Raw genomic sequence first — 24,841 nt, 5'->3', positions numbered from 1 at the left:
GGGATTATTTCCACAAATGAAATGTCTTGTTTTAATAAATTATTTATATTGTTCAATTTTAGAAAAGAAATCCTTCACAAACACATAAAAATCATGAGCAGAAGGTGACATTTCTCGTGATTTAGAAGCAATAATTCCAACGGTTCTTCTCACTTGCGGAAAATCGATCGGAATCTTCGCTGTAAAGCGCGGTGTGGTTTCATAAAAGGCACTTTCGGGTAATAAGGTAACGCCCATACCAGCTGATACGAGACCTTTAATGGCGTCTAAATCTTCTCCTTCAGATGAAATGGTTGGCTCATAGCCTGCCTGCTTACAAGCATCAACCGCAATTTGTCTCAGCACATAACCTTCTGGAAATAACACGAAATGATCTTTTCTTAAATCACTTAAATGAATACTCCTTTGTCCGCTAAAGGGGTGACTGACAGGCAGCAAGGCATAAATGCTTTCTGAAAACAAAATATTTCCTTCTATTTGAGGATCGTTTGTCGGTACAGGTCCTAAAAAGGCGAGATCAATATCTCGATTTTTTACAGCTTCAATGAGAAATTTATAGGATCCTTGACGAAGTAAAAAATCGACCTCTGGGTATTCCTGCTTAAAGGCGGAAATAACAGAAGGTAGCACTTGGCTTGCTAGGCTAGTAGGAAAGCCGATATTGACGGTTCCTTTGTGCGGATCTAAATATTCATCAATTTGCTCTTTCGCATAATCAATGGCTTTTAGTGCCGTTCTGACATGATCTAAAAATTGTCTGCCGATCTTCGTTAATTTGATATTTCGTCCTTCTCGTTCGAATAAGGCCACTCCAAGTTCTTCTTCTAAATTCGCAATCTGCCGGCTGATCGCAGATTGGGCAACATGTAAGTTTTCAGCCGCTTCTGACACGTGTTCACGGTCTGCGACTTCTACAAAATAACGCAACTGACGAAGCTCCATTTTTACACTTCACACCCATCTATCTCAAAAAGAGATTGTTTTCATCTAAATTATATATTGTTTATATTAATTTGAAAACTTAAAATAAGTTACAGAGTTTGTGAGATTTTATTACTGTGAAAAAACGGATCTTTTAAACGGGGGAGAGAAACGATGACTTATAATCAACTACCACAACCACAAGGTCTCTACCGTCCTGAATTTGAACATGATGCATGTGGGATCGGACTGTACGCTCATTTAAAAGGGGAAGCGACACACAGCATCGTCAAAAAGGGATTACAAATGCTGTGCCAGCTTGATCACCGCGGCGGGCAAGGCAGTGATCCGTATACAGGTGATGGTGCCGGCTTAATGGTACAACTACCAGACGCTTTCTTTAGAAAAAGCTGCAAAGACTTTGCACTTCCTGAAAAGGGCCGTTACGGGGTAGGAATGGTCTTCTTTTCAAAAGAGGATGACGAGAAAACGCGCCAAGCCATCGAGCAAAAAATCAACGGGTTCATTAAACAAGAAGGTCAAACATTAATTGGCTGGAGAACAGTTCCTATTGATGCCGGGAAAATTGGTACTGTCGCAGCAAAGAGCTGTCCGGTTGTGAGGCAAGTCTTTATCGGGGCAAACGACAAGATCACAGATCGTTTGTCATTTGAAAGAAAATTATATGTCATTCGTAAGCAGGCTGAGAACTGGGGAACAGCAGAGGAAAAACAATTTTACTTTGTCAGCCTGTCGAGTCAAACCATTGTATACAAGGGGCTTTTAACATCAGATCAAGTCGATGCTTTTTATCTTGATCTTCAGGATGAAACATTTGTTTCTGCATTTTCACTTGTTCATTCACGATTTAGTACAAATACATTTCCAACATGGGAAAGAGCCCATCCAAACCGCTATTTGATTCACAACGGTGAAATTAACACACTAAGAGGAAACATCAATTGGATGAGAGCAAGAGAACAACAATTCGTATCTGAAGCTTTCGGAGACGATTTAGACAAGATTTTGCCAGTGCTGAATGCAGACGGAAGTGATTCATCCATTCTAGACAATGCCTTTGAATTCTTTGTGCTTGCAGGCCGTACACCTGCTCATACAGCCATGATGCTGATTCCAGAGCCATGGACTGAAAACACGCACATGTCGAAAGAAAAACGGGCATTTTATGAATACCATAGTTCTCTCATGGAACCGTGGGATGGGCCAACAGCTATTTCCTTTACTGATGGTAAACAAATCGGAGCCATCTTAGACCGAAACGGATTAAGACCGGCAAGATACTATGTCACAAATGATGATCATATCATTTTCTCTTCTGAGGTCGGTGTGATCGACACAAATGAAGAGGATGTGAAGTATAAAGATCGTCTTGAGCCAGGTAAAATGCTCTTAATTGATTTAGAAGAAGGGCGAATTATTTCTGACGAAGAAGTGAAATCGACGATTGCCAATGAACTTCCTTATCAAAAATGGCTTGATGAAGAAATGGTGCACGTCAATCGCTCGGAAGAAAATTCAGAAAATTCTAGTATAATGGATGATTTATTGACGCGCCAGCGTGCCTTCCATTATACGTACGAGGACATTCAAAAGTATTTAATTCCTTTACTAGAAGAAGGCAAGGACCCAATCGGTTCAATGGGAAGCGACACTCCGCTTGCTGTGTTATCAGATCGTGCGCAGTCTCTGTTTTCTTACTTCAAGCAGCTGTTTGCACAAGTGACGAACCCGCCGATTGACGCCATTCGTGAGCAGCTTGTGACATCTACGATGACGTGGTTAGGTGCTGAAGGAGATATTTTACATCCGAATGAATATTCATGCCGACGAATTAAACTGTATACACCCGTCTTAACAAGCGGACAGTTTAACGGTTTGAGAACAATTGTTCATAATGCCTTTAAAAGCAAAACGATTCATACTCTTTTCACCGATGATTTAAAGCGCGGGCTGGATGCGATGTTTGAAGAGGCGGAAAAAGCGATCCGTGAAGGTGTATCTTTATTAATTCTTTCCGATCGTGAAATGACGGAAGAAAAAGTGCCGATTCCACCACTTCTGGCGCTAAGTGCACTGCATCAGCATCTTGTGCGTCAAGGCTTACGGACAAAGGTTAGTCTGATCGTTGAATCTGGCGAAGTCAGAGAGGTTCATCATTTTGCCGCACTGATTGGCTATGGAGCAGATGCGATCCATCCTTACCTTGTCTATGAAACGTACAAACAGTTGATTGCAGAAGAAGCGATCTCTTTCAGCTTTGATGAAGCAGTCACAAAGTTTGGTAAAAGCGTAACCGAAGGTGTCGTCAAAGTCATGTCTAAAGTGGGAATCTCCACTGTGCAAAGCTACAGAGGAGCGCAAATCTTTGAAGCCGTCGGCATTAGTGAAGACGTCATTCAGGCGTATTTCACGGGAACAGCTTCTCAGCTTGGCGGGATTGACCTTGAGACCATTGCACATGAAGCAAAACTTCGTCATGAAGCAGGGTATCAGGCAGCGACTGACCAAACACTCGAATCAGGAAGTGACTTCCAGTGGAGAAAAAATGGTGAGCACCATGCCTTTAATCCAAAAACGATTCATACGCTTCAGTGGGCATGCCGCAATGAAGATTACGATCTATTTAAGCAATATACAAAGGCAGCGGACGAAGAAAGAATCGGCTTCCTTCGAAATTTATTTGCTTTCCAGCCAAAACAAAAACCAGTTCGTTTGGAAGACGTTGAATCTGCTGAATCCATCGTGCGCCGATTCAAGACAGGCGCCATGTCATTTGGATCTTTAAGTAAAGAAGCGCACGAAGCACTTGCCATTGCCATGAACCGAATTGGCGGTAAAAGTAACAGCGGAGAAGGCGGAGAAGATCCTGCTCGCTTTACAGTTGATGAGCGTGGCGATGATCGCAGAAGTGCGATTAAACAAATTGCTTCTGGACGCTTTGGCGTAAAGAGTCATTATTTAGTCAATGCAGATGAACTGCAAATTAAAATGGCACAAGGGGCAAAGCCGGGAGAAGGCGGACAGCTGCCAGGAAATAAAGTATACCCTTGGGTCGCCGATGTACGCGGATCTACACCAGGCGTCGGATTGATTTCACCACCGCCGCATCATGATATTTATTCCATCGAGGATTTAGCGCAGCTGATCCATGATTTGAAAAACGCGAACCGTGATGCCCGCATCAGTGTCAAGCTTGTGTCTAAAGCAGGTGTTGGTACGATTGCAGCAGGTGTTGCAAAAGGGACGGCGGATGTCATTGTCATCAGTGGATACGACGGCGGTACAGGAGCTTCGCCGAAAACGAGTATTAAACACACAGGACTTCCTTGGGAACTCGGTTTGGCAGAGGCGCATCAAACCCTTGTGTTAAACGGCCTTCGCGAAAGAGTCGTTCTTGAAACGGACGGAAAGTTAATGACTGGCCGCGACGTGGTCATGGCTGCGATTTTAGGAGCAGAAGAATACGGCTTTGCGACAGCTCCACTTGTCGTATTGGGCTGTGTGATGATGAGAGCATGTCATTTAGATACTTGCCCAGTCGGCGTTGCTACACAGAATCCAGAGCTTCGCAAAAAATTCATGGGGAATCCTGACCACATTGTGAATTTCATGATGTTTATTGCTGAGGAAGTAAGAGAAATCTTAGCGGAACTTGGCTTTACATCAATGGATGAATTAATTGGACGCACGGATGTTCTAGGAGTTAGCGAACGAGCAAAAGCTCACTGGAAAGCAGGCCAGCTAGACCTTGAAACACTGCTTTATCAGCCAGAAGGAGCTCGTACATTCAGAACACCGCAAAATCATAAAATTGATGAATCACTGGATATGAATGAAATCCTCCCTTATGTACAGGAAGCGCTGAATCATCAAACACCGGTTGATCTATCATTGAATATTCGCAATATCAACCGTGTGGCCGGAACCATTACTGGAAGTGAAGTGTCTAAGCGCTACGGGGAAGAAGGCTTGCCAGAGGATACGATCACACTAAGGTTCACTGGTTCCGCAGGACAAAGCTTCGGTGCTTTTGTGCCAAAGGGCATGTCTCTCTATTTAACAGGTGATTCAAATGACTATATCGGCAAAGGACTCTCTGGAGGCAAAATTGCAGTCAAAACATCTGATCACTTTGTACAAAATGGACATGAAAATGTGATTGTCGGAAACGTCGCATTCTACGGAGCGACAAGCGGAAAAGCCTTTATTAACGGGCGTGCAGGTGAGCGCTTTGCCGTTCGTAATTCAGGCGTGCAGGTGGTTGTTGAAGGAATCGGTGATCATGGATGTGAATATATGACTGGCGGACGTGTCGTCATTTTAGGAGACGTCGGGAAAAACTTTGGCGCAGGCATGTCTGGCGGCGTAGCTTATGTCCATACATCCGATGCGAAACAGTTCAAAAGAATGTGCAACATGGAAATGATCATGTTTGAAAAACTCACAGATCACGATGAAGAGCAAGAAGTGAAACAGCTGATTCAAGAGCACCTTCACTATACAAACAGCGCAAAAGCTTCGGCACTTTTAGAAAACTGGGCGCAAGAAAAGGATCAATTCATCAAGGTCATTCCGAGAAATTACAAAATGATGCTTCAAAGCATTGAAGAACAAAAACAAGCGGGCCTTAGTCATGAGGAAGCGGTCATGTATGCCTTTGAAGCAAACACGAAACCGAAAAATCAAGAAACGGCAAACGGGCAAAAAGCAGCCCTCGCTCATTAAGAAAGGGGAGAGGACAATGGGCAAAGCAACAGGTTTTATGGATTATAAAAGAGAAAAGCCAAATGAACGTGACCCTCTCACTCGTCAAAATGACTGGAAAGAATATTCAGCCCCTTATACAGATGACGTATTGAAGAAGCAGGGCGCTAGATGTATGGATTGCGGCACACCATTTTGTCAAATTGGGATGGAGATCAAAGGCGGCGTGTCAGGCTGCCCGATCTACAATTTAATTCCAGAATGGAACGACCTTGTGTATCGCGGGAGATGGAAAGAAGCGCTCGAAAGACTGCAAAAAACAAATAATTTCCCTGAATTTACTGGGAGAGTATGTCCAGCGCCTTGCGAAGGGTCATGTACAGTCGCCATCAATGATCCAGCTGTTTCAATTAAAAATATCGAACGCACGATCATTGATAAAGGCTTTGAAAATGGATGGATCACACCGAGAATTCCTTCAAGCCGTACAGGCAGGAAAATTGCCATTGTCGGCTCAGGACCAGCAGGACTTGCAAGTGCTGATCAATTAAACCAAGCAGGTCACGCCGTCACAGTGTTCGAACGGTCTGATCGCCTTGGCGGACTGCTGACATACGGCATTCCAAACATGAAACTGGACAAAGAAATAGTGGAGCGAAGAGTCAAACTGTTGAGACAAGAAGGCATTGATTTTGTAACGAACACAGAAATCGGCGTGGATGTCACTGCCGATGAACTGAAAGAACAGTTTGATGCGGTCATCCTGTGTACAGGTGCACAAAAGCAGCGTGACCTGTTGATTGAAGGCCGGGAAGCTAAAGGGATTCACCTTGCGATGGATTATTTAACCCTCGCAACAAAAAGCATGCTGGATTCAGGATTTAAAGACAAAAACTTTATTGATGCAAAAGGAAAAGACGTGATTGTCATTGGCGGAGGAGATACAGGTGCGGATTGCGTTGCAACTGCCCTTCGCCAAAAAGCAAAAAGTGTTGTTCAGTTCGGGAAGCATCCGAAGCTTCCGGATACACGTGTAGGGGATAACATGTGGCCTGAACAGCCTTACGTCTTCTCACTCGATTATGCTTATGAAGAAGCACAAGCTAAATTCGGGGAAGATCCGCGTCAATATTCCATTCAAACCACAAAAATTGTGGCAGATAAAAATGGAAAATTAAAAGAGCTTCATACGATTCAAATGGAAAAGGTGAAAAACGAACATGGGAAGTTTGAATTTCATGAGATTCCAGGGACAGAAAAAGTATGGCCGGCTCAGCTAGTCTTTATTGCAATTGGTTTTGAGGGAACTGAACAGCCACTCGTGAAACACTTTGGCGTGGACAGCAAAAACAATCGCATTGACGCAAAGTATGGGGAGTATACAACAAATGTAGAAGGCGTATTTGCAGCGGGAGATGCAAGACGCGGGCAAAGCTTGATTGTCTGGGCAATTAATGAAGGCAGACAAGTGGCGCACGAGGTAGACCGTTATTTAATGGGGAGTTCGGTTCTGCCAAAATAGGTCAAACAAAGGGTGTTTATGATATAGAAAAGCCATGATCCAATAGTGATCATGGCTTTTTATGATTCAGATATGGTTTGATTTACTATCACTTTTTCCCGCTCTAGTGGAGATGCAGCTAAAAGAACGAACTAAAGGCAGCGTGCTGGCTGAAGGAAGGGTGAGCTGATTGGAAAATCTATCTTTCATCAGGTAACGTTCAAGCACTAGATTTACGGGTATGTCAAAACGTGTGACATATTGGTTAGGAAGACGACGTTTTGATTTTACTGCCTTTGTATAACCGGTTTAGATCCTTCCTTTCATGTACATGCTGTAGATAAATGCAGTAAGAAAGGAAGGTAAGCTTGTGCCGTTTTTTAACATTTTGATTGAACTGTTTATCGGGTTTTTCGCCTTATTTTCTATTACAAAATTATTAGGAAAAACACAATTCGCACAAATCACGCCATTTGATTTTATTTCTGCGCTGATTTTAGGGGAAATGGTCGGAAACGCCATTTTTGACCCAGAAGTCAAGATTCAGCATATTTTGTTTGCTGTTGCGGTATGGGGCATTCTCATCTATACAGTTGAATGGTTTTCACAGCGCTTTAAAGGTATTCGAGCCTTTTTAGAAGGAAGACCGACACTTGTCATTGATCAAGGGAAGATTCACTACAATCGCTTGAAGAAAAATATGCTTGATCTCAATCAACTGCAGACACTGATTCGTGCGAAGGGTCATTTTGCCTTGAATGAAATTGAATATGCCATTTTGGAAACAGATGGATCGGTGAGCGTTCTTCCGAAAATGAAATACGCAACAGCCACCGCAGAAGATGTGAACGTGAAGGGAAAAGAAGTCAAATTGCCTAGAACGTTTATTATTGATGGTGAAATTTTAAAAAAAGATTTACAAGAAGCTGGCTTCGATGAAACATGGCTGAGTGAGCAATTAAAAAAGCAGCACATTTCTTCTTATCGAGACGTTCTATTTTGTGAATGGATTGAAAATGAAGGGATTTATGCAATGAAATATGAAAAGTCTAAAAAACATCCATAACATTTATAAGTGGGTGTTTTTTTGTGCGTGTCATGAATAGGATCAAAAAGAATGTTTGATTGAAAACGTTCACAAAGAGGAGGAGATGTACGATGAAGTATGGAAAGGTATGGCTTGTAGTCGTCTTGTCTTTATTACTATTGAACTCAGCTTCACTTCAAGCAATCGGACATCAGAATCAAACAAATCGCGTCCTTGTGGTCGATCAAAAGGGAAATGGCTCGTTTCGAACCGTTCAGTCTGCCATTGATACGATTCCAGTGAACAATCAACAGCGCGTAACGATCTATATTAAAAATGGTGTGTATAAAGAAAAAATCCTGCTTCCGCAAAATAAACCTTACGTGTCCTTTATCGGGGAAGACCAACACAAGACGATTCTGACGTATAATGATACAAATGCAAGTACTGGTAGCACAACAAATAGCTCAAGCACAATGATTCGTGCGAACGACTTTTACGCAGAAAATATCACCTTTCAAAATACGGCCGGCAGACATGCTGGTCAGGCGGTTGCACTATACGTGTCCGGTGACCGGGCTGCGTTCAAACAAATACGGGTCTTAGGCTATCAAGATACGCTTTATGCTACAGGTACAGGCCGGCAATATTATGAAAACTGCTATATCGAAGGCACGGTCGATTTTATTTTTGGATCAGCTACAGCCGTGTTTAAAAGAGCTGAAATAAAAAGTCTTGGAAATGGGTATATTACTGCAGCATCCACAACAGAAGCTCAAAAGTATGGATATGTATTCATCGATTCTACGCTCAAAAAGGGGACGGCTGCTGTTCAATCAGTTTATTTAGGACGTCCGTGGCGGCCTCATTCTGCTGTGACATTCCTCTATACAAAAATGGATGATCATATAAAGGCAGATGGATGGCATAACTGGGATAACCGTGATAACGAAAGAACAGCTAGATATAAAGAATACGGATCGACAGGGGCAGGAAGCAATTCGACAAACCGCGTAAAATGGTCCAGCATTTTAACGAAAAACGAAGCAAGTCAAATCACAGTGCAAGCTGTTCTTAGCGGAACCGATGGCTGGAATCCAGAAAAAAGGTAAAGAGCTTGTCAGTTTTCGTCAAAGAAAGCTGACTTTTCTGTTTAAAAAACCTTTGAGAACAAATGTTCTTTTGTGTATAATGAACATATTCTTCTAAAATTAGTGCGACAAAAAAGGAGGGATTGGGTGAAGCGTTTTTCACAGATCTTGTTTTTACAAATATGCATCCTGTCGATTTTATTTCTCCCTTTTTCGGCAAAAGATGATCAACTTACAGCTCGTGACGACTCACTGCCGTGGGTGACAGCTTTAGATGAATTTATACGAACAGTACCTGATTTAGAGGGCGCGATCTCCGGCATCAGCGTCCGCGATACTTCTGACTCCTCTCTTCTTTATGAACATCAAGCCGATATTCGTCTTACTCCTGCTTCTAATATGAAACTGCTCACATCAGCCATCGCTCTTGATATACTAGGAGAAACACACACATTCCCGACAGACATCTGGATAGATGGTTCTATTCAAAAGAAAACGTTACATGGCAACCTTTATCTTCGCGGCACTGGAGATCCGACTTTATTAGAAGAGGATTTTGCAAAACTTGCCAAACAAGTCAAAAAGGCTGGAATACATACAGTTCGCGGGCAGCTTGTGGCAGATGACACTTGGTTTGATGACACGAGATATTCCATTGATCTGCCGTGGAGTGATGAGGATCAATACTACGGCGCACAAATATCTGCTCTCACAGCTTCGCCGAATCAAGATTATGATGCAGGAACCGTGATTCTCGAAATAAAGCCAGGCAAAAAAGCAGGGCAAAAAGCGACCTATGACATGATTCCGAAGACTTCTGTCCCTCAAGTTATCAATCAAGTAAAAACCGTGCCAGAAGGAGGGGAAAAGAAGATTTCTTTTAAGCGCTCTCACGGCACAAACAAGATTACATTGACTGGAACCATTCCACTTAAAGCAAGTTCATCTAGACAATGGGTAGCATTATGGGAGCCGACGACCTATGCTTTAGACTTAATGAAACGAGCGCTAAAAGCTGAAGGGATTCAGGTGAAAGGACCACTCAAAACAAAACACGTTCCTAAAAAGGCTAAGAAAATCGCTTCCCATTCATCTATGCCTTTATCAGAGCTGCTTGTTCCCATGATGAAATTAAGCAACAACACTCATGCGGAAATTCTGCTAAAGGAGCTTGGCAAGCAGGTGAAGAACAAAGGAAGTTTTGAAGATGGGCTGGACGTGATGAATGAACGGCTTCCTGCTTTTGGCATGGATCCATCACTTACTGTGTTAAGAGATGGATCAGGCATATCACCTATTAATCTTGTCTCTGCAAACCAATTCACTTTATTTTTGACAAACATTCAACAGGAAAAATGGTTTAAGACCTATGAACATGCGCTTCCGTTAGCAGGGGCAAGTGACCGAATGGTCGGAGGGACGTTAAGGAACAGATTAAAAGAACCTGCTACACTAGAAAAAGTTCGTGCAAAAACAGGTTCATTAACTACGGTCAGTACACTTTCTGGATATATTGACACAAAGAGCGGAAAGACGGTCGCTTTTTCCATTTTATTAAATCATCTTGTTGATGACGAGAAAGGGAAAGAGATAGAAGACCACATTGTCAGCATTTTAGCTGAGAATCTTTAGATAGAGAAGGAGAACCATCATGACGTTAGATAACAATCAATCTTTAGTAAAAACCATGTCCATTTTTCTCGTCCCGCTTTTGCTTAGCAATATTCTGCAATCAATCGGACAACTTGTATCCATCGTCCTTGTCGGCAGATGGATTGGAGAGGATGCAGTAGCTGCCATTTCTGCATTCTTTCCGCTTTTCTTTTTACTCGTTTCTTTTTCCATCGGAATTGGATCGGGAAGTTCAATCCTTATTGGACAAGCGTATGGAGCAAAAAATGAACAAAGATTAAAAGAAATTATTGGCACAACACTTTCATTCACTTTTTTGATCGGACTTTCTTTAGCAATCATTGGAGGTTTTTTTGCAACAGATATCTTAAATCTCATGGGAACACCTGCGAATATCGTGGAGGAAAGTGCGGCTTATGCCAGAATTCTATTCATCTCAATGCCGATCTTATTTCTTTATTTTGTTTACACGACTTTCCTGCGAGGGACAGGGGATTCAAAAACGCCTTTTTATTTCTTAATGATTAGTACGGCAACGAATATTTTAATGCTGCCCATTTTATTATTTGGCTGGCTGGGGCTGCCGGCATTTGGTTTATACGGCGCTGCGTATGCTTCTGTGATATCAACAATTGTGACATTTATCATTCTACAAATCTACTTATATAAAACAAAACACCCGCTTCGCATCGATGCATCGGTTAGAAAGCATTTTTTAATGAAAGGGGATCTACTAAAAACATTATTAAAGCTCAGCATTCCATCGAGCATTAATATGATCCTTATTTCTTTATCAGAAATTGCTGTTATTTCCTTTGTCAATGATTATGGATCACAGGCGACTGCTGCCTATGGTGTTGTCAATCAAGTTGTGAGCTATGTGCAGATGCCGGCAGTAAGTCTTGGCATCGCGGTCTCTATCTTTGCAGCACAATTCATCGGCGCAGGGAATATCAACCGATTGAAAGATGTGATAAAAATCGGGTTAGGGCTCAATTTTGCCATAGGCGGATTCATTATTATCATTGTTTATCTCTTCGCACCGCAGATTTTATCTATCTTTTTAACAGATTCTAAGACGATCGACATTGCCTATAGTTTAGTCGTCATTACATTATGGAGCTATCTTATTTTTGGAACAGCCCAAATTGTCGCAGCCACGATGAGAGCAAGTGGAACAGTTTTATGGCCAACAATCTTTAGTATTTGCTCGATTTGGCTTGTAGAAGTGCCAGTCGCTTATGTGCTATCGCACTACACAACCCTTGGCATCAAGGGCATCTGGATTGGCTATCCTGCGGCTTTCTTTGTGAACTTACTCCTTCAATACGGCTACTATCAGCTCGTATGGAAGAAAAAACAGATTGTAGCGCTAGTGCAGTCATAATGTAAAAGTGTGAAGCAGCATATACATACGAAGATCTATCACTTTTAAGGAGGTATGATTTTCTATGTATTTGAATCAAAGAAGTGAACTGAACTTGTACAATATCGGTGATTTTTCTTATGCCGGACCAGATTTCCAAGTGCTAACGTGGGGGGAAGGAACGACATTAAACATCGGAAAGTTTTGTTCCATCGCAAACGAAGTAAAAATTTTCCTTGGCGGTGAACACCGTACAGATTGGGTCACAACGTATCCGTTTAATCAAATTTTCAAGGAAGCTGCCCACATTAAAGGACATCCGAAATCGAAGGGAGATGTACACATAGGGCACGACGTATGGATTGGGTATGGCGCGACGATTATGTCAGGAGTATGTATAGGGAACGGAGCAGTGATCGGAGCAAATAGTGTAATCACAAAAGATGTGCCGCCATATGCAATTGCCGCAGGAAACCCTCAGAAGCTAATGAAATATCGTTTTTCTTCTAACACAATTGAAAAACTCCAATCATTGGAATGGTGGAATCTAGAGTTTTCAAGCATACAGTCCATTTTTCAGCTCTTACAATCAAATGATATCGAAACCTGTATAAACGCAATAGAAGAAATAAAAATGAAAGGCTAAAGTAGCTTTTCCAGATTGTTGACAAAGGGCTGAAATGATCTTTATTTTAGCCCTTTGTCTTCTTTTCAATGTAATAGAAAACTAAGAAGGACGAGCACCGAAGCGCAAGACTGACAGCGAATGCGAGAGGTAGTATACGTCCTGAAAAAGCCCGAGATGGGCTTTTTGTATTTATTCCAATCGTATGATGGTTAATGCCGCTCCTACCGATCCTCCGCCAAGTAATACAACTGCTGCGATCAATCCGAATATTTGGAGAGAAAGTTGGTTACCTGCTACAAGTGTTGTGATGAGAGATACGTTGTAGCTAGACGCAGATAAAGCGGGCGTTAAAATAGATCCAGGAATGGCAGAACCGTTGTTAATCACCCTTGTTCCAGCAAGAAGTCCTGCACTTGCATTGACTTGATACGTGATGAAATACCGACCTGAGACAGGTACAGTAAACACCGTATTTCCACCACCTACTGTAAATCCATCTAAACTTTGATTATTGGGTAAAGAAACTGACGTTCCACCTAATACAACTAGTACTGTACTTCCCGATGTATTGGACGCGTACATCGAATTAGCAGTTAAACTGGTACCTGTTGCACCCGTAGGGCCAGTTGCACCAGTGATACCCGTTGCGCCAGTAATACCTGTCGCACCAGTAATACCTGTTGCGCCAGTAATACCTGTCGCACCAGTGATACCCGTTGCGCCAGTAATACCTGTCGCACCAGTAATACCTGTTGCGCCAGTGATACCCGTTGCACCAGTAATACCCGTAGCTCCAGTGATACCCGTTGCGCCAGTAATACCCGTTGCACCAGTAATACCCGTCGAACCAGTGATACCTGTAGCTCCAGTGATACCCGTCGAACCAGTAGGACCTGTTGGTCCCGTGCTGCCTGTAGCACCAGTAATACCCGTTGCGCCAGTAATACCAGTTGCACCAGTGATACCGGTTGCGCCAGTGATACCCGTGGTTCCAGTAATACCCGTAGCTCCAGTGATACCCGTTGCGCCAGTAATACCCGTTGCACCAGTAATACCCGTCGAACCAGTGATACCTGTAGCTCCAGTGATACCCGTCGAACCAGTAGGACCTGTTGGTCCCGTGCTGCCTGTAGCACCAGTAATACCCGTTGCGCCAGTAATACCAGTTGCACCAGTGATACCGGTTGCGCCAGTGATACCCGTGGTTCCAGTAATACCTGTAGCTCCAGTGACACCCGTTGCTCCAGTAGGTCCGGTTTCTCCAGTAATACCCGTTGCGCCAGTAATACCTGTCGCACCAGTGATACCCGTTGCGCCAGTAATACCTGTCGCACCAGTAATACCCGTTGCGCCAGTAATACCAGTTGCACCAGTAATACCTGTGGCTCCAGTAGGTCCGGTTTCTCCAGTAATACCCGTTGCGCCAGTAATACCTGTCGCACCAGTGATACCCGTTGCGCCAGTAATACCTGTCGCACCAGTAATACCTGTGGCTCCAGTAATACCTGTGGCTCCAGTAGGTCCGGTTTCTCCAGTAATACCCGTTGCGCCAGTAATACCTGTCGCACCAGTGATACCCGTTGCGCCAGTAATACCTGTCGCACCAGTAATACCTGTGGCTCCAGTAATACCTGTGGCTCCAGTAGGTCCGGTTTCTCCAGTAATACCCGTTGCACCAGTAATATACCTGTGGCTCCAGTAATACCTGTAGCTCCAGTGATACCCGTTGCACCAGTAATACCTGTGGCTCCAGTAATACCTGTAGCTCCAGTGATACCGGTTGCGCCAGTAATACCCGTTGCGCCAGTGATACCTGTGGCTCCAGTAGGTCCGGTTTCTCCAGTAATACCGGTTGCGCCAGTGATACCCGTTGCACCAGTAATACCTGTGGCTCCAGTAATACCTGTCGGTCCAGTAGGTCCGGTTTCTCCAGTGGTACCCGTTGCACCAGTAATACCCGTTGCGCCAGTAATACCTGTCGCACCAGTGATACCCGTTGCGCCAGTAATACCCGTTGCGCCAGTAATACCTGTGGCTCCAGTGATACCCGTTGCGCCAGTAATACCAGTTGCACCAGTAATACCCGTTGCACCAGTAGGTCCGGTTGCGCCAGTGATACCCGTGGTTCCAGTAATACCTGTAGCTCCAGTAATACCGGTTGCGCCAGTAATACCTGTAGCTCCAGTGATACCCGTTGCGCCAGTAATACCAGTTGCACCAGTAGTACCCGTTGCGCCAGTAATACCTGTAGCTCCAGTGATACCCGTTGCGCCAGTAATACCAGTTGCACCAGTAATACCCGTTGCACCAGTAGGTCCGGTTTCTCCAGTGATACCCGTTGCGCCAGTAATACCTGTGGCTCCAGTAATACCTGTCGGTCCAGTAGGTCCGGTTTCTCCAGTGGTACCCGTTGCGCCAGTGATACCCGTGGCTCCAGTAGGACCTGTTGGTCCCGTGCTACCTATCGCACCAGTGAGACCCGTTGCACCAGTAGGTCCGGTTTCTCCAGTAATACCAGTTGCGCCAGTAATACCAGTTGCACCAGTAGTACCCGTTGCGCCAGTAATACCTGTAGCTCCAGTAATACCCGTTGCACCAGTAATACCTGTGGCTCCAGTAATACCTGTAGCTCCAGTGATACCCGTTGCACCAGTAATACCTGTGGCTCCAGTAATACCTGTAGCTCCAGTGATACCGGTTGCGCCAGTAATACCCGTTGCGCCAGTGATACCTGTGGCTCCAGTAGGTCCGGTTTCTCCAGTAATACCGGTTGCGCCAGTGATACCCGTTGCACCAGTAATACCTGTGGCTCCAGTAATACCTGTCGGTCCAGTAGGTCCGGTTTCTCCAGTGGTACCCGTTGCACCAGTAATACCCGTTGCGCCAGTGACACCCGTGGCTCCAGTAAGGCCGGTTTCTCCAGTAATACCCGTTGCGCCAGTAATACCTGTGGCTCCAGTGATACCCGTTGCGCCAGTAATACCCGTTGCACCAGTAGGTCCGGTTTCTCCAGTGATACCCGTTGCGCCAGTAATACCTGTGGCTCCAGTAATACCTGTCGGTCCAGTAGGTCCGGTTTCTCCAGTGGTACCCGTTGCGCCAGTGATACCCGTGGCTCCAGTAGGACCTGTTGGTCCCGTGCTACCTATCGCACCAGTGAGACCCGTTGCACCAGTAGGTCCGGTTTCTCCAGTAATACCAGTTGCGCCAGTAATACCAGTTGCACCAGTAGTACCCGTTGCGCCAGTAATACCTGTAGCTCCAGTAATACCCGTTGCACCAGTAATACCTGTGGCTCCAGTAATACCTGTAGCTCCAGTGATACCCGTTGCACCAGTAATACCTGTGGCTCCAGTAATACCTGTAGCTCCAGTGATACCGTTGCGCCAGTAATACCCGTTGCGCCAGTGATACCTGTGGCTCCAGTAGGTCCGGTTTCTCCAGTAATACCGGTTGCGCCAGTAATACCCGTTGCGCCAGTGATACCTGTGGTAGGTCCGGTTTCTCCAGTATACCCGTTGCACCAGTAATACCCGTTTGTGGCTCCAGTAATACCTGTCGGTCCAGTAGGTCCGGTTTCTCCAGTGGTACCCGTTGCACCAGTAATACCCGTTGCGCCAGTGACACCCGTGGCTCCAGTAAGGCCGGTTTCTCCAGTAATACCCGTTGCGCCAGTAATACCTGTGGCTCCAGTGATACCCGTTGCGCCAGTAATACCAGTTGCACCAGTAATACCCGTTGCACCAGTAGGTCCGGTTGCGCCAGTGATACCCGTGGTTCCAGTAATACCTGTAGCTCCAGTAATACCGGTTGCGCCAGTAATACCTGTGGCTCCAGTGATACCCGTTGCGCCAGTAATACCAGTTGCACCAGTAGTACCCGTTGCGCCAGTAATACCTGTAGCTCCAGTGATACCCGTTGCGCCAGTAATACCTGTGGCTCCAGTAATACCCGTTGCACCAGTAGGTCCGGTTGCGCCAGTGATACCCGTGGTTCCAGTAATACCTGTAGCTCCAGTAATACCGGTTGCGCCAGTAATACCTGTAGCTCCAGTGATACCCGTTGCGCCAGTAATACCAGTTGCACCAGTAGTACCCGTTGCGCCAGTAATACCTGTAGCTCCAGTGATACCCGTTGCGCCAGTAATACCTGTGGCTCCAGTAATACCTGTCGGTCCAGTAGGTCCGGTTTCTCCAGTGGTACCCGTTGCGCCAGTGATACCCGTGGCTCCAGTAGGACCTGTTGGTCCCGTGCTACCTATCGCACCAGTGAGACCCGTTGCACCAGTAGGTCCGGTTTCTCCAGTAATACCAGTTGCGCCAGTAATACCAGTTGCACCAGTAATACCTGTGGCTCCAGTGATACCCGTTGCGCCAGTAATACCTGTAGCTCCAGTGATACCCGTTGCTCCAGTGATACCCGTTGTACCAGTGATACCAGTTGCACCAGTGATACCCGTCGAACCAGTAGGACCTGTTGGTCCCGTGCTACCTATCGCACCAGTGAGACCCGTTGCACCAGTAGGTCCGGTTGCGCCAGTGATACCCGTGGTTCCAGTAATACCTGTAGCTCCAGTGATACCCGTTGCGCCAGTAATACCAGTTGCACCAGTAGTACCCGTTGCGCCAGTAATACCTGTGGCTCCAGTAATACCTGTCGGTCCAGTAGGTCCGGTTTCTCCAGTGGTACCCGTTGCGCCAGTGATACCCGTGGCTCCAGTAGGACCTGTTGGTCCCGTGCTACCTATCGCACCAGTGAGACCCGTTGCACCAGTAGGTCCGGTTTCTCCAGTAATACCCGTTGCGCCAGTAATACCCGTTGCGCCAGTAATACCAGTTGCACCAGTAATACCTGTAGCTCCAGTGATACCCGTTGTACCAGTGATACCAGTTGCACCAGTGATACCCGTTGCGCCAGTAATACCAGTTGCACCAGTAATACCCGTTGCACCAGTAATACCTGTGGCTCCAGTAATACCTGTAGCTCCAGTGATACCCGTTGCACCAGTGATACCCGTGGTTCCAGTAATACCTGTAGCTCCAGTAATACCTGTAGCTCCAGTGATACCCGTTGCGCCAGTAATACCTGTAGCTCCAGTGATACCCGTGGTTCCAGTAATACCTGTAGCTCCAGTAATACCGGTTGCGCCAGTAATACCTGTAGCTCCAGTGATACCCGTTGCGCCAGTAATACCAGTTGCACCAGTAATACCCGTTGCACCAGTAGGTCCGGTTGCGCCAGTGGTACCCGTTGCGCCAGTGATACCCGTTGTACCAGTGATACCCGTCGAACCAGTAGGACCTGTTGGTCCCGTGCTACCTATCGCACCAGTGATACCCGTGGCTCCAGTAGGGCCGGTTTCTCCAGTAATACCCGTTGCACCAGTAGGTCCGGTTGCGCCAGTAATACCAGTTGCACCAGTAGTACCCGTTGCGCCAGTAATACCAGTTGCACCAGTAATACCTGTCGGTCCAGTAGGTCCGGTTTCTCCAGTGGTACCCGTTGCGCCAGTGATACCAGTTGCGCCAGTGATACCGGTTGCGCCAGTAATACCAGTTGCACCAGTAATACCTGTGGCTCCAGTGATACCCGTTGCGCCAGTAATACCAGTTGCACCAGTAATACCCGTTGCACCAGTAGGTCCGGTTGCGCCAGTGATACCCGTGGTTCCAGTAATACCTGTAGCTCCAGTGATACCCGTTGCGCCAGTAATACCTGTCGCACCAGTGATACCCGTGGTTCCAGTAATACCTGTAGCTCCAGTAATACCGGTTGCGCCAGTAATACCTGTAGCTCCAGTGATACCCGTTGCGCCAGTAATACCTGTGGCTCCAGTGATACCCGTTGCGCCAGTAATACCAGTTGCACCAGTAATACCCGTTGCACCAGTAGGTCCGGTTGCGCCAGTGATACCCGTGGTTCCAGTAATACCTGTAGCTCCAGTAATACCGGTTGCGCCAGTAATACCTGTAGCTCCAGATACCCGTTGCGCCAGTGATACCAGTTGCGCCAGTGATACCGGTTGCGCCAGTAATACCAGTTGCACCAGTAATACCTGTGGCTCCAGTGATACCCGTTGCGCCAGTAATACCAGTTGCACCAGTAATACCAGTTGCACCAGTAATACCAGTTGCACCAGTAGGTCCGGTTGCGCCAGTGATACCCGTGGTTCCAGTAATACCTGTAGCTCCAGTAATACCGGTTGCGCCAGTAATACCTGTAGCTCCAGTGATACCCGTTGCGCCAGTAATACCAGTTGCACCAGTAATACCAGTTGCACCAGTAGTACCCGTTGCGCCAGTAATACCTGTAGCTCCAGTGATACCCGTTGCGCCAGTAATACCTGTGGCTCCAGTAATACCTGTCGGTCCAGTAGGTCCGGTTTCTCCAGTGGTACCCGTTGCGCCAGTGATACCAGTTGCGCCAGTGATACCCGTGGTTCCAGTAATACCTGTAGCTCCAGTGATACCCGTTGCGCCAGTAATACCTGTAGCTCCAGTGATACCCGTTGCGCCAGTGATACCCGTTGTACCAGTGATACCAGTTGCACCAGTGATACCCGTCGAACCAGTGATACCAGTTGCACCAGTAATACCTGTAGCTCCAGTGACACCCGTGGCTCCAGTAGGTCCGGTTTCTCCAGTGGTACCTGTAGTTCCAGTAGGACCTGTTGGTCCCGTGCTGCCTGTCGCACCAGTGGCACCCGTAGGACCAGATGGGCCTGCTGGACCTCTTCTTCCAATCGTATGCCTTGGCCTTGGGTCATTTTCTCCTTTTGCAATGTGACAAGGGTGATTAACTTGAGGAACGCTTTGTTTTGGGTGTTTTTGTTTAACAAATGGACAGTCTCTTTTTTGAGGACGGTCATGACGTGATCTTTTGTAATGAGGCTGTTCATGATATTTACCGCAAAAGGGACATTTGTGATCGAATTGATTGTACAAATTGCCCATCTCCTAAAATTGATATTTCATTCTATGAGCAAATTTTTAAATTGGAAGTAAAACCTAGAAAATCATCATTTCGAAAATCATCGAATCAAATCATTTAAATGTTTGATGATTTTATGTTATGGTGTTGAAAGTATGGAACTAGTATGATTTTTGACAGAAATGGGGACATCATTTATGAGTCAATCAGTTTTACAGCGCACAGCTTATTCCGTTTTAAATTTATCCTCTGTAACAGAAGGCGGCACCATTAAGGAATCTTTTGAACATAGTATGGATTTAGCAAAAAAGGCGGAGAAGTGGGGTTATCATAGATACTGGCTGGCAGAACACCATAATATGGAAGGTGTTGCGAGTTCTGCAACGTCCGTTTTAATTGGGTATATTGCTGGCGGAACCGAAAAAATTCGAGTAGGATCTGGCGGAATTATGCTGCCAAACCACTCTTCACTTGTCATTGCTGAACAATTTGGGACACTTGAGACATTATATCCGGGGAGAATTGATTTAGGTCTTGGCAGAGCACCAGGGACAGATCAGTTAACGGCAAGGGCGCTTAGACGTAATCTTCATAATGGAGAAGATTTCCCTGAGCAGCTAGAAGAACTTCGGCAATATTTTAAACCAACCGGACAAGTCAAAAAACATGTAAGAGCCGTTCCGGGAGAGGGTCTAAACATCCCGATTTGGCTGCTTGGTTCAAGCGGTTTTAGCGCAAGACTTGCAGGAGAACTTGGATTGCCATTTGCCTTTGCCGCACATTTTTCACCTAAAAATACAATTCCTGCTTTAGAGTTGTATAGACAGTCATTTAGACCTTCTGATGTGTTAAAAGAGCCTTATGCCATGGTGGGTGTGACAGCTTTTGCTGCACATCAAACAGAGCGAGCTGAATATTTGGCAACCTCTCATTATCAGCGATTTTTGAGTCTCATTCGAAATACTCCAGGGAAACTCAAAGCGCCTGTCGACAGTATGGACGGCCTTTGGAGTCCGTATGAAAAAGCGATGGTGGATGAACAATTAAGTTCGACAATGATCGGGGATAAAGAAAAGGTGAAAAAAGAATTGGAAGCCTTTGTTGAAGCCACTCAAGCAGACGAAGTGATGATTAATTCGGATATGTTTGACCATCAAGAAAGAATGCGTTCATATGAAATCATCGGCGAGATCTTCCAAGAAGCACAAGAAAAATAAACATAAAAAAGAACTGCACAAAGCAGTTCTTTTTTTACTTATGCTTTTGTAAAAATACGAAATGGTTGTCCAATTGGCAGTACAGTACGGCCAAAATGAGTATTGAGCACAACTGCTGCTGAACCATAAAATGAAAGTAGGGAAATGATCAATTCAGCAATGCCGGCAATGGTATGAGTCACGTCGTACATCACACCAAATGAGCTTAGGGAAAGACCAAGGAATAAGAAATCAATAAAGACGAAAATCAAAAATAATACTTTATGTGTTTCCATTGCACCAATCGTCATAAACAAGCTGAAAATTAAATACCCGATAAACGCAAAACCTAGTTGTTTTGGATCTGCTGCTCCCGCAAGCGTTTTCCCAAAAACGCCCGCTTGAATGAGCCAAGTCGTTCCAACGCCCATCCAAAAAAGACCGAATGCGCCAAAGGCAGTGGCTCCAAAAATATTGTGGTGCTTTGAATCTTGTATGGACGCGATCAGCTGCGCGATGCCTCCAAGGAAGATAGCCCAAGGTAAAATAAGGGAAGTGCCATCTGTAATTCCTAGTTTTTGTGAGGACGCAACGAGCGTCACCATTGCTAAACCAAACAAACCAAGTGGTGTTGGGTCTGCAATTGATAATCGATAAGCTTGAACATTCTGTTTTTCCATAATGACCTCCTACAATTTGCACTTACAAAAGATACTCGAATTCCACCGAAACGTCAAGCTCTTTTTTAGTAGACACTTGCAACGTCTTCCAAATAAATCTATATTTAATACATATCAAATGTGATAGAAAAAGAGGGATAAAATTGAGTAAAGGCTTAGCTGGAAAAACGATTGCCATTTGTGGAACGAGAAAAACAGAAGAAATGCGTACACTTGTCGAAAAACAAGGGGGACAAGCCGTTATTCGTTCTCTTCAAGGAACCGTATTTTTAGCCAAAGAGGAGTTAAAGCCAGGCATTGAAACCTTTGTGAAAAAAGGCGCCGATTGGGTGATTTTAACAACGGGTATCGGGACTGATACATTAATTGAGAGTGCAGAAGAGCTTCATTTAGGGGAAGCATTTATGCACATTCTATCAAATGCACAGATTGCTTCAAGAGGATACAAAACCTATGCTGCACTCAAAAAACGCGGAATTCAGCCAGACGTGTCTGATGAAGATGGAACGGTGCGTGACCTAATCTCAAAGCTTGAAGGCAAAGAGTTTCAAGACAAACGTGTCATGGTGCAGCTGCACGGAGAAAACGCTCCGGCTCTCATGAAGTTTTTACATGACAAAGGGGCAGATGTATTGCAGCTTTTACCTTATCAGCACACACCACCTGAACCAGAAGCTGCAGAAACATTACTTCAAGAAATGAAAGATGGAAAAGTCCACGCCGTCTGTTTTACAACCGCTGTTCAGGTGCACGCCTTTTTCACACTAGCGGCAAAATGGGGAAGAAAAGAAGAACTCCAAGCGCTATTTGAGCATCACGTACTGGCAGTAGCTGTTGGAAAAGTCACAGCTGAAGCTTTAAAAGAAGAGGGAATTGACCGGATTCTTGCCCCGTCACTTGAGAGAATGGGTGCAATGATTATGGAATTATCCCAATATATGAAAAAACAATCCTTACACTCATAGAAAAAATGCCTTTCACTAGATCAGTGGAAGGCGTTTTTCATTAGATTGTCCTTTTTCGGTTCGTACGAATTTTTTTAAAGACGAAATAGAGAACGATCAGGCCGATCGCAATGGCCATAATAGGGGTTGTATAAGCGTGAGCAACACTTTGAATGTGATCCCATTTTGTCCCGAGCTGCATGCCAAGATAAATAAACAAGATAGACCAAGGGATGGCAGCTAATCCCGTCAAGAGAACAAATTTCAAAAAAGGCATTTTGGCAATACCCGCTGGAATGGAGATGGCATGGCGCACAACAGGAATAAAGCGTGCTGTAAACACTACACCGGTGCCATATCGATCAAACCAGCGCTCTGCAGTGGCGATATGATGCTCATGGATGAATAAGTATTTTCCGTACTTTGTTAAAAAAGGTCTTCCGCCATAAAGACCGATCCAGTATATAAAACACTGTGCGAGCGTACCTCCGATGACGCCAGCGATAACAGCTCCAACAAAACCGATTGTTCCTGTCGACACCATATATCCGCCATAAGCAAGAACAATTTCACTCGGAATGATTTCAATCATCAGACCTAGTGCTACACCTACATAACCAAGGCTTGTCAGCCAAGTTAAAATTTCATTAAACAAGGTTCCCATTCATTTCACTCTGCCTTTAAATACGAATTTTCTTCAAGCATCCTTTTAAAAGCCTATGCTTGTTTTACTTTTCTCATGAGTCTGCTTTCCGCTTACCTCTCTGAAGGTCAAACCGAAAAACGCCCATCTAGCAAACTTTATCATACCATATTTGCTCGCACCTAGACGATCTACTTGCTGAACACTTGTTATCATGATATCAGGAAAGAAAATATGAACAGGCGGCTTCCGTTTTTTTCAACAGATCTGATATAATTTGTTAGATGAAACGAACGGGTGGTGCATAAACATGTATTTAACAATCGAAGAAACAGCTGAATACTTAGAAGTATCAGAGGCGTATGTTGAGAAATTAATTCAGCAAAAAAAGATCCGCTTTGTATTTGACGGAGAATCATATCTCATTTATCAAGGACAGTTTCAAACGCATATGAAGCAGCTTGAACAATACAAAGAGCTCGTCCAAGAGATTTTAAATGAACCGATTCCTGAAGATATAGATGTAAAGGACGAAGATTAGATTCAAAGGAAGTGAATGGAGTGGAAAAAGTCGTCTTATGTGAAGCCTGTCAAAAAAACGCAATGGATGTGGTAGAAGATACTGCTGAACCGAAACAACCTTATCAATTATGTCAACCGTGTCACAAGAGACTACTCAACAATTCTTTACGACCGATTGAATGGTATAACTTAGCCGTTCTCCATTCTCCTAAACAATTTTTACTGCATGATGATTTTTATGGAGAGGATGGACAGGCTTTCCAATCAGAGGATGATGTCATCGTCACCAAAGAAGATAAAGCCCCCACATTACAAGACGTGCGGCAAGATTTGGCGTCTTTAATAAACTTCTCAATTACTAGGTGGTTTCTTGAGGATGATGTCATTGATTCGCTGAAACAGCATGATCAGCAAAGGACCTTAGACTCTGTTCAAAGCCGGTTCGATGAGACTCAGCATATCGAAGTGAAATCACGCATGTTAGAAATTGTGGCTGATGTTTTAGGTACATCTGCCGTTGGGTGGGTAAGGGAACTGGTGAATCAGGCTGACGAAGAATTTCTTTATCCACTTTCATGGGCAGCGGCCAGCAGTTTGCCAGAAGATGAAGGTTTACAACATGTAATAGAAAAATTGAAATCGATCAGTGAAAAAGAATTACCGACAGCTGCTTTTATCTGTCTGTACCGTTTCCACTCTAACAAAGTATTAAATTGGATGGAGGTCACTTGCACTCATTTTCACGTTCATTGGGGAAGGCTGGCAGCCTTAAGCTGTCCAACCTGGGATAGAATGAAAACATGGCTAGACAAAGGAAGACCTTTCAGTTTAATTGCCCTTGAAACAATGACACACTGTGCTAAAGGGAATAGACCGGTCCTTGTGGAACAATGTTCACCTAAGATCCTTCACACAGATAAAAGTGAAGTAGAGAACACTTTAAATGACTATCTTCAAAAAGATGGCGTTCCAAGAGTCAAAACGAACGTGTCTACCATATTGAACAATAAAGAAGATATTTTTGAATAATTTTCA

14 protein-coding genes and 2 pseudogenes are annotated in these 24,841 nt (G+C 44.8%); 11 read left to right on the top strand and 5 right to left on the bottom strand.

Features of this window, described 5'->3' with window-relative positions:
- Positions 1-39: 39 nt before the first annotated feature.
- Positions 40-942 (bottom strand): LysR family transcriptional regulator, encoded by a 903-nt coding sequence (locus tag NST39_RS09670; RefSeq protein ID WP_044141269.1) that lies wholly within the window; start codon positions 940-942, stop codon positions 40-42.
- Positions 943-1,095: 153 nt separating this feature from the next.
- On the opposite strand from NST39_RS09670, the gene gltB reads away from it, so the two are divergent.
- The 7 genes from gltB (at position 1,096) to NST39_RS09635 (ending at position 12,909) form a co-directional block, all read left to right on the top strand.
- The gene (gltB, locus tag NST39_RS09665; protein ID WP_065098165.1) at positions 1,096-5,667 is read left to right on the top strand and encodes a glutamate synthase large subunit; all 4,572 of its coding nucleotides are present in this window, start codon (positions 1,096-1,098) and stop codon (positions 5,665-5,667) included.
- 16 nt (positions 5,668-5,683) lie between these two features.
- Entirely contained in the window at positions 5,684-7,168 is a 1,485-nt protein-coding gene (gene gltD, locus NST39_RS09660) for a glutamate synthase small subunit (RefSeq protein WP_265208251.1), read from the top strand.
- 349 nt (positions 7,169-7,517) lie between these two features.
- Positions 7,518-8,213 carry a DUF421 domain-containing protein gene (locus NST39_RS09655; RefSeq protein WP_044141266.1) on the top strand — a complete coding sequence of 232 codons (696 nt, stop codon included), beginning with the start codon at positions 7,518-7,520 and terminating at the stop codon, positions 8,211-8,213.
- Positions 8,214-8,305: 92 nt separating this feature from the next.
- Positions 8,306-9,286, top strand: a complete 981-nt coding sequence (locus NST39_RS09650; protein ID WP_126741855.1) for a pectinesterase family protein — start codon at positions 8,306-8,308, stop codon at positions 9,284-9,286.
- Positions 9,287-9,412: 126 nt separating this feature from the next.
- Positions 9,413-10,897 (top strand): D-alanyl-D-alanine carboxypeptidase/D-alanyl-D-alanine endopeptidase, encoded by a 1,485-nt coding sequence (dacB, locus tag NST39_RS09645; protein ID WP_341028111.1) that lies wholly within the window; start codon positions 9,413-9,415, stop codon positions 10,895-10,897.
- Between the two features lie 19 nt (positions 10,898-10,916).
- Positions 10,917-12,284 carry an MATE family efflux transporter gene (locus tag NST39_RS09640; protein ID WP_065098161.1) on the top strand — a complete coding sequence of 456 codons (1,368 nt, stop codon included), beginning with the start codon at positions 10,917-10,919 and terminating at the stop codon, positions 12,282-12,284.
- A gap of 64 nt (positions 12,285-12,348) precedes the next feature.
- A complete protein-coding gene (locus tag NST39_RS09635) occupies positions 12,349-12,909 on the top strand; it encodes a CatB-related O-acetyltransferase (protein WP_126741856.1) in 561 nt (186 codons plus the stop codon).
- A 171-nt stretch (positions 12,910-13,080) separates the two neighbouring features.
- Here the strand turns inward: NST39_RS09635 and NST39_RS09625 are convergent.
- Both NST39_RS09625 and NST39_RS19990 read right to left on the bottom strand, forming a co-directional pair.
- A pseudogene (locus NST39_RS09625) lies at positions 13,081-15,584 on the bottom strand (beta strand repeat-containing protein).
- Between the two features lie 980 nt (positions 15,585-16,564).
- Positions 16,565-19,613 (bottom strand): annotated as a pseudogene (locus NST39_RS19990) (hypothetical protein); the annotation flags it as partial.
- A gap of 405 nt (positions 19,614-20,018) precedes the next feature.
- On the opposite strand from NST39_RS19990, the gene NST39_RS09615 reads away from it, so the two are divergent.
- Positions 20,019-21,038 carry an LLM class flavin-dependent oxidoreductase gene (locus NST39_RS09615; protein WP_044141316.1) on the top strand — a complete coding sequence of 340 codons (1,020 nt, stop codon included), beginning with the start codon at positions 20,019-20,021 and terminating at the stop codon, positions 21,036-21,038.
- Positions 21,039-21,076: 38 nt separating this feature from the next.
- Here the strand turns inward: NST39_RS09615 and NST39_RS09610 are convergent, their stop codons facing one another.
- Positions 21,077-21,697 carry an acetate uptake transporter gene (locus tag NST39_RS09610; RefSeq protein WP_044141318.1) on the bottom strand — a complete coding sequence of 207 codons (621 nt, stop codon included), beginning with the start codon at positions 21,695-21,697 and terminating at the stop codon, positions 21,077-21,079.
- A gap of 143 nt (positions 21,698-21,840) precedes the next feature.
- Between NST39_RS09610 and NST39_RS09605 the strand changes: the two genes are divergently transcribed.
- Positions 21,841-22,662: a uroporphyrinogen-III synthase gene (locus tag NST39_RS09605; protein ID WP_268484933.1), complete on the top strand. Its 822-nt coding sequence runs from the start codon at positions 21,841-21,843 to the stop codon at positions 22,660-22,662.
- 40 nt (positions 22,663-22,702) lie between these two features.
- On the opposite strand, the gene NST39_RS09600 is transcribed toward NST39_RS09605, so the two are convergent.
- Positions 22,703-23,305, bottom strand: a complete 603-nt coding sequence (locus NST39_RS09600) for a DedA family protein (protein WP_003211157.1) — start codon at positions 23,303-23,305, stop codon at positions 22,703-22,705.
- Positions 23,306-23,594: 289 nt separating this feature from the next.
- On the opposite strand from NST39_RS09600, the gene NST39_RS09595 reads away from it, so the two are divergent.
- Together NST39_RS09595 and NST39_RS09590 are read left to right on the top strand one after the other, a co-directional pair.
- Positions 23,595-23,825 (top strand): excisionase family DNA-binding protein, encoded by a 231-nt coding sequence (locus NST39_RS09595; protein WP_044141321.1) that lies wholly within the window; start codon positions 23,595-23,597, stop codon positions 23,823-23,825.
- A 20-nt stretch (positions 23,826-23,845) separates the two neighbouring features.
- Positions 23,846-24,835: a hypothetical protein gene (locus NST39_RS09590; protein WP_243632636.1), complete on the top strand. Its 990-nt coding sequence runs from the start codon at positions 23,846-23,848 to the stop codon at positions 24,833-24,835.
- Positions 24,836-24,841 lie beyond the last annotated feature (6 nt).

Origin of the sequence: Bacillus sp. FSL W8-0645, assembly GCF_038007905.1 — a bacterium.
Lineage (GTDB): Bacteria > Bacillota > Bacilli > Bacillales > Bacillaceae > Bacillus > Bacillus pumilus.
Note: the sequence above shows the minus strand (reverse complement) of the source record. Positions and strands in the feature narration are given on the sequence as shown.

Excerpts from the sequence above, each read along its gene's own strand:
- NST39_RS09670 (WP_044141269.1), bottom strand. The coding sequence starts at position 942 with ATGGAGCTTCGTCAGTTGCGTTATTTTGTAGAAGTCGCAGACCGTGAA.
- gltB (WP_065098165.1), top strand. The coding sequence starts at position 1,096 with ATGACTTATAATCAACTACCACAACCACAAGGTCTCTACCGTCCTGAA.
- gltD (WP_265208251.1), top strand. The coding sequence starts at position 5,684 with ATGGGCAAAGCAACAGGTTTTATGGATTATAAAAGAGAAAAGCCAAAT.
- NST39_RS09650 (WP_126741855.1), top strand. The coding sequence starts at position 8,306 with ATGAAGTATGGAAAGGTATGGCTTGTAGTCGTCTTGTCTTTATTACTA.
- NST39_RS09640 (WP_065098161.1), top strand. The coding sequence starts at position 10,917 with ATGACGTTAGATAACAATCAATCTTTAGTAAAAACCATGTCCATTTTT.
- NST39_RS09635 (WP_126741856.1), top strand. The coding sequence starts at position 12,349 with ATGTATTTGAATCAAAGAAGTGAACTGAACTTGTACAATATCGGTGAT.
- NST39_RS09615 (WP_044141316.1), top strand. The coding sequence starts at position 20,019 with ATGAGTCAATCAGTTTTACAGCGCACAGCTTATTCCGTTTTAAATTTA.
- NST39_RS09610 (WP_044141318.1), bottom strand. The coding sequence starts at position 21,697 with ATGGAAAAACAGAATGTTCAAGCTTATCGATTATCAATTGCAGACCCA.
- NST39_RS09600 (WP_003211157.1), bottom strand. The coding sequence starts at position 23,305 with ATGGGAACCTTGTTTAATGAAATTTTAACTTGGCTGACAAGCCTTGGT.
- NST39_RS09595 (WP_044141321.1), top strand. The coding sequence starts at position 23,595 with ATGTATTTAACAATCGAAGAAACAGCTGAATACTTAGAAGTATCAGAG.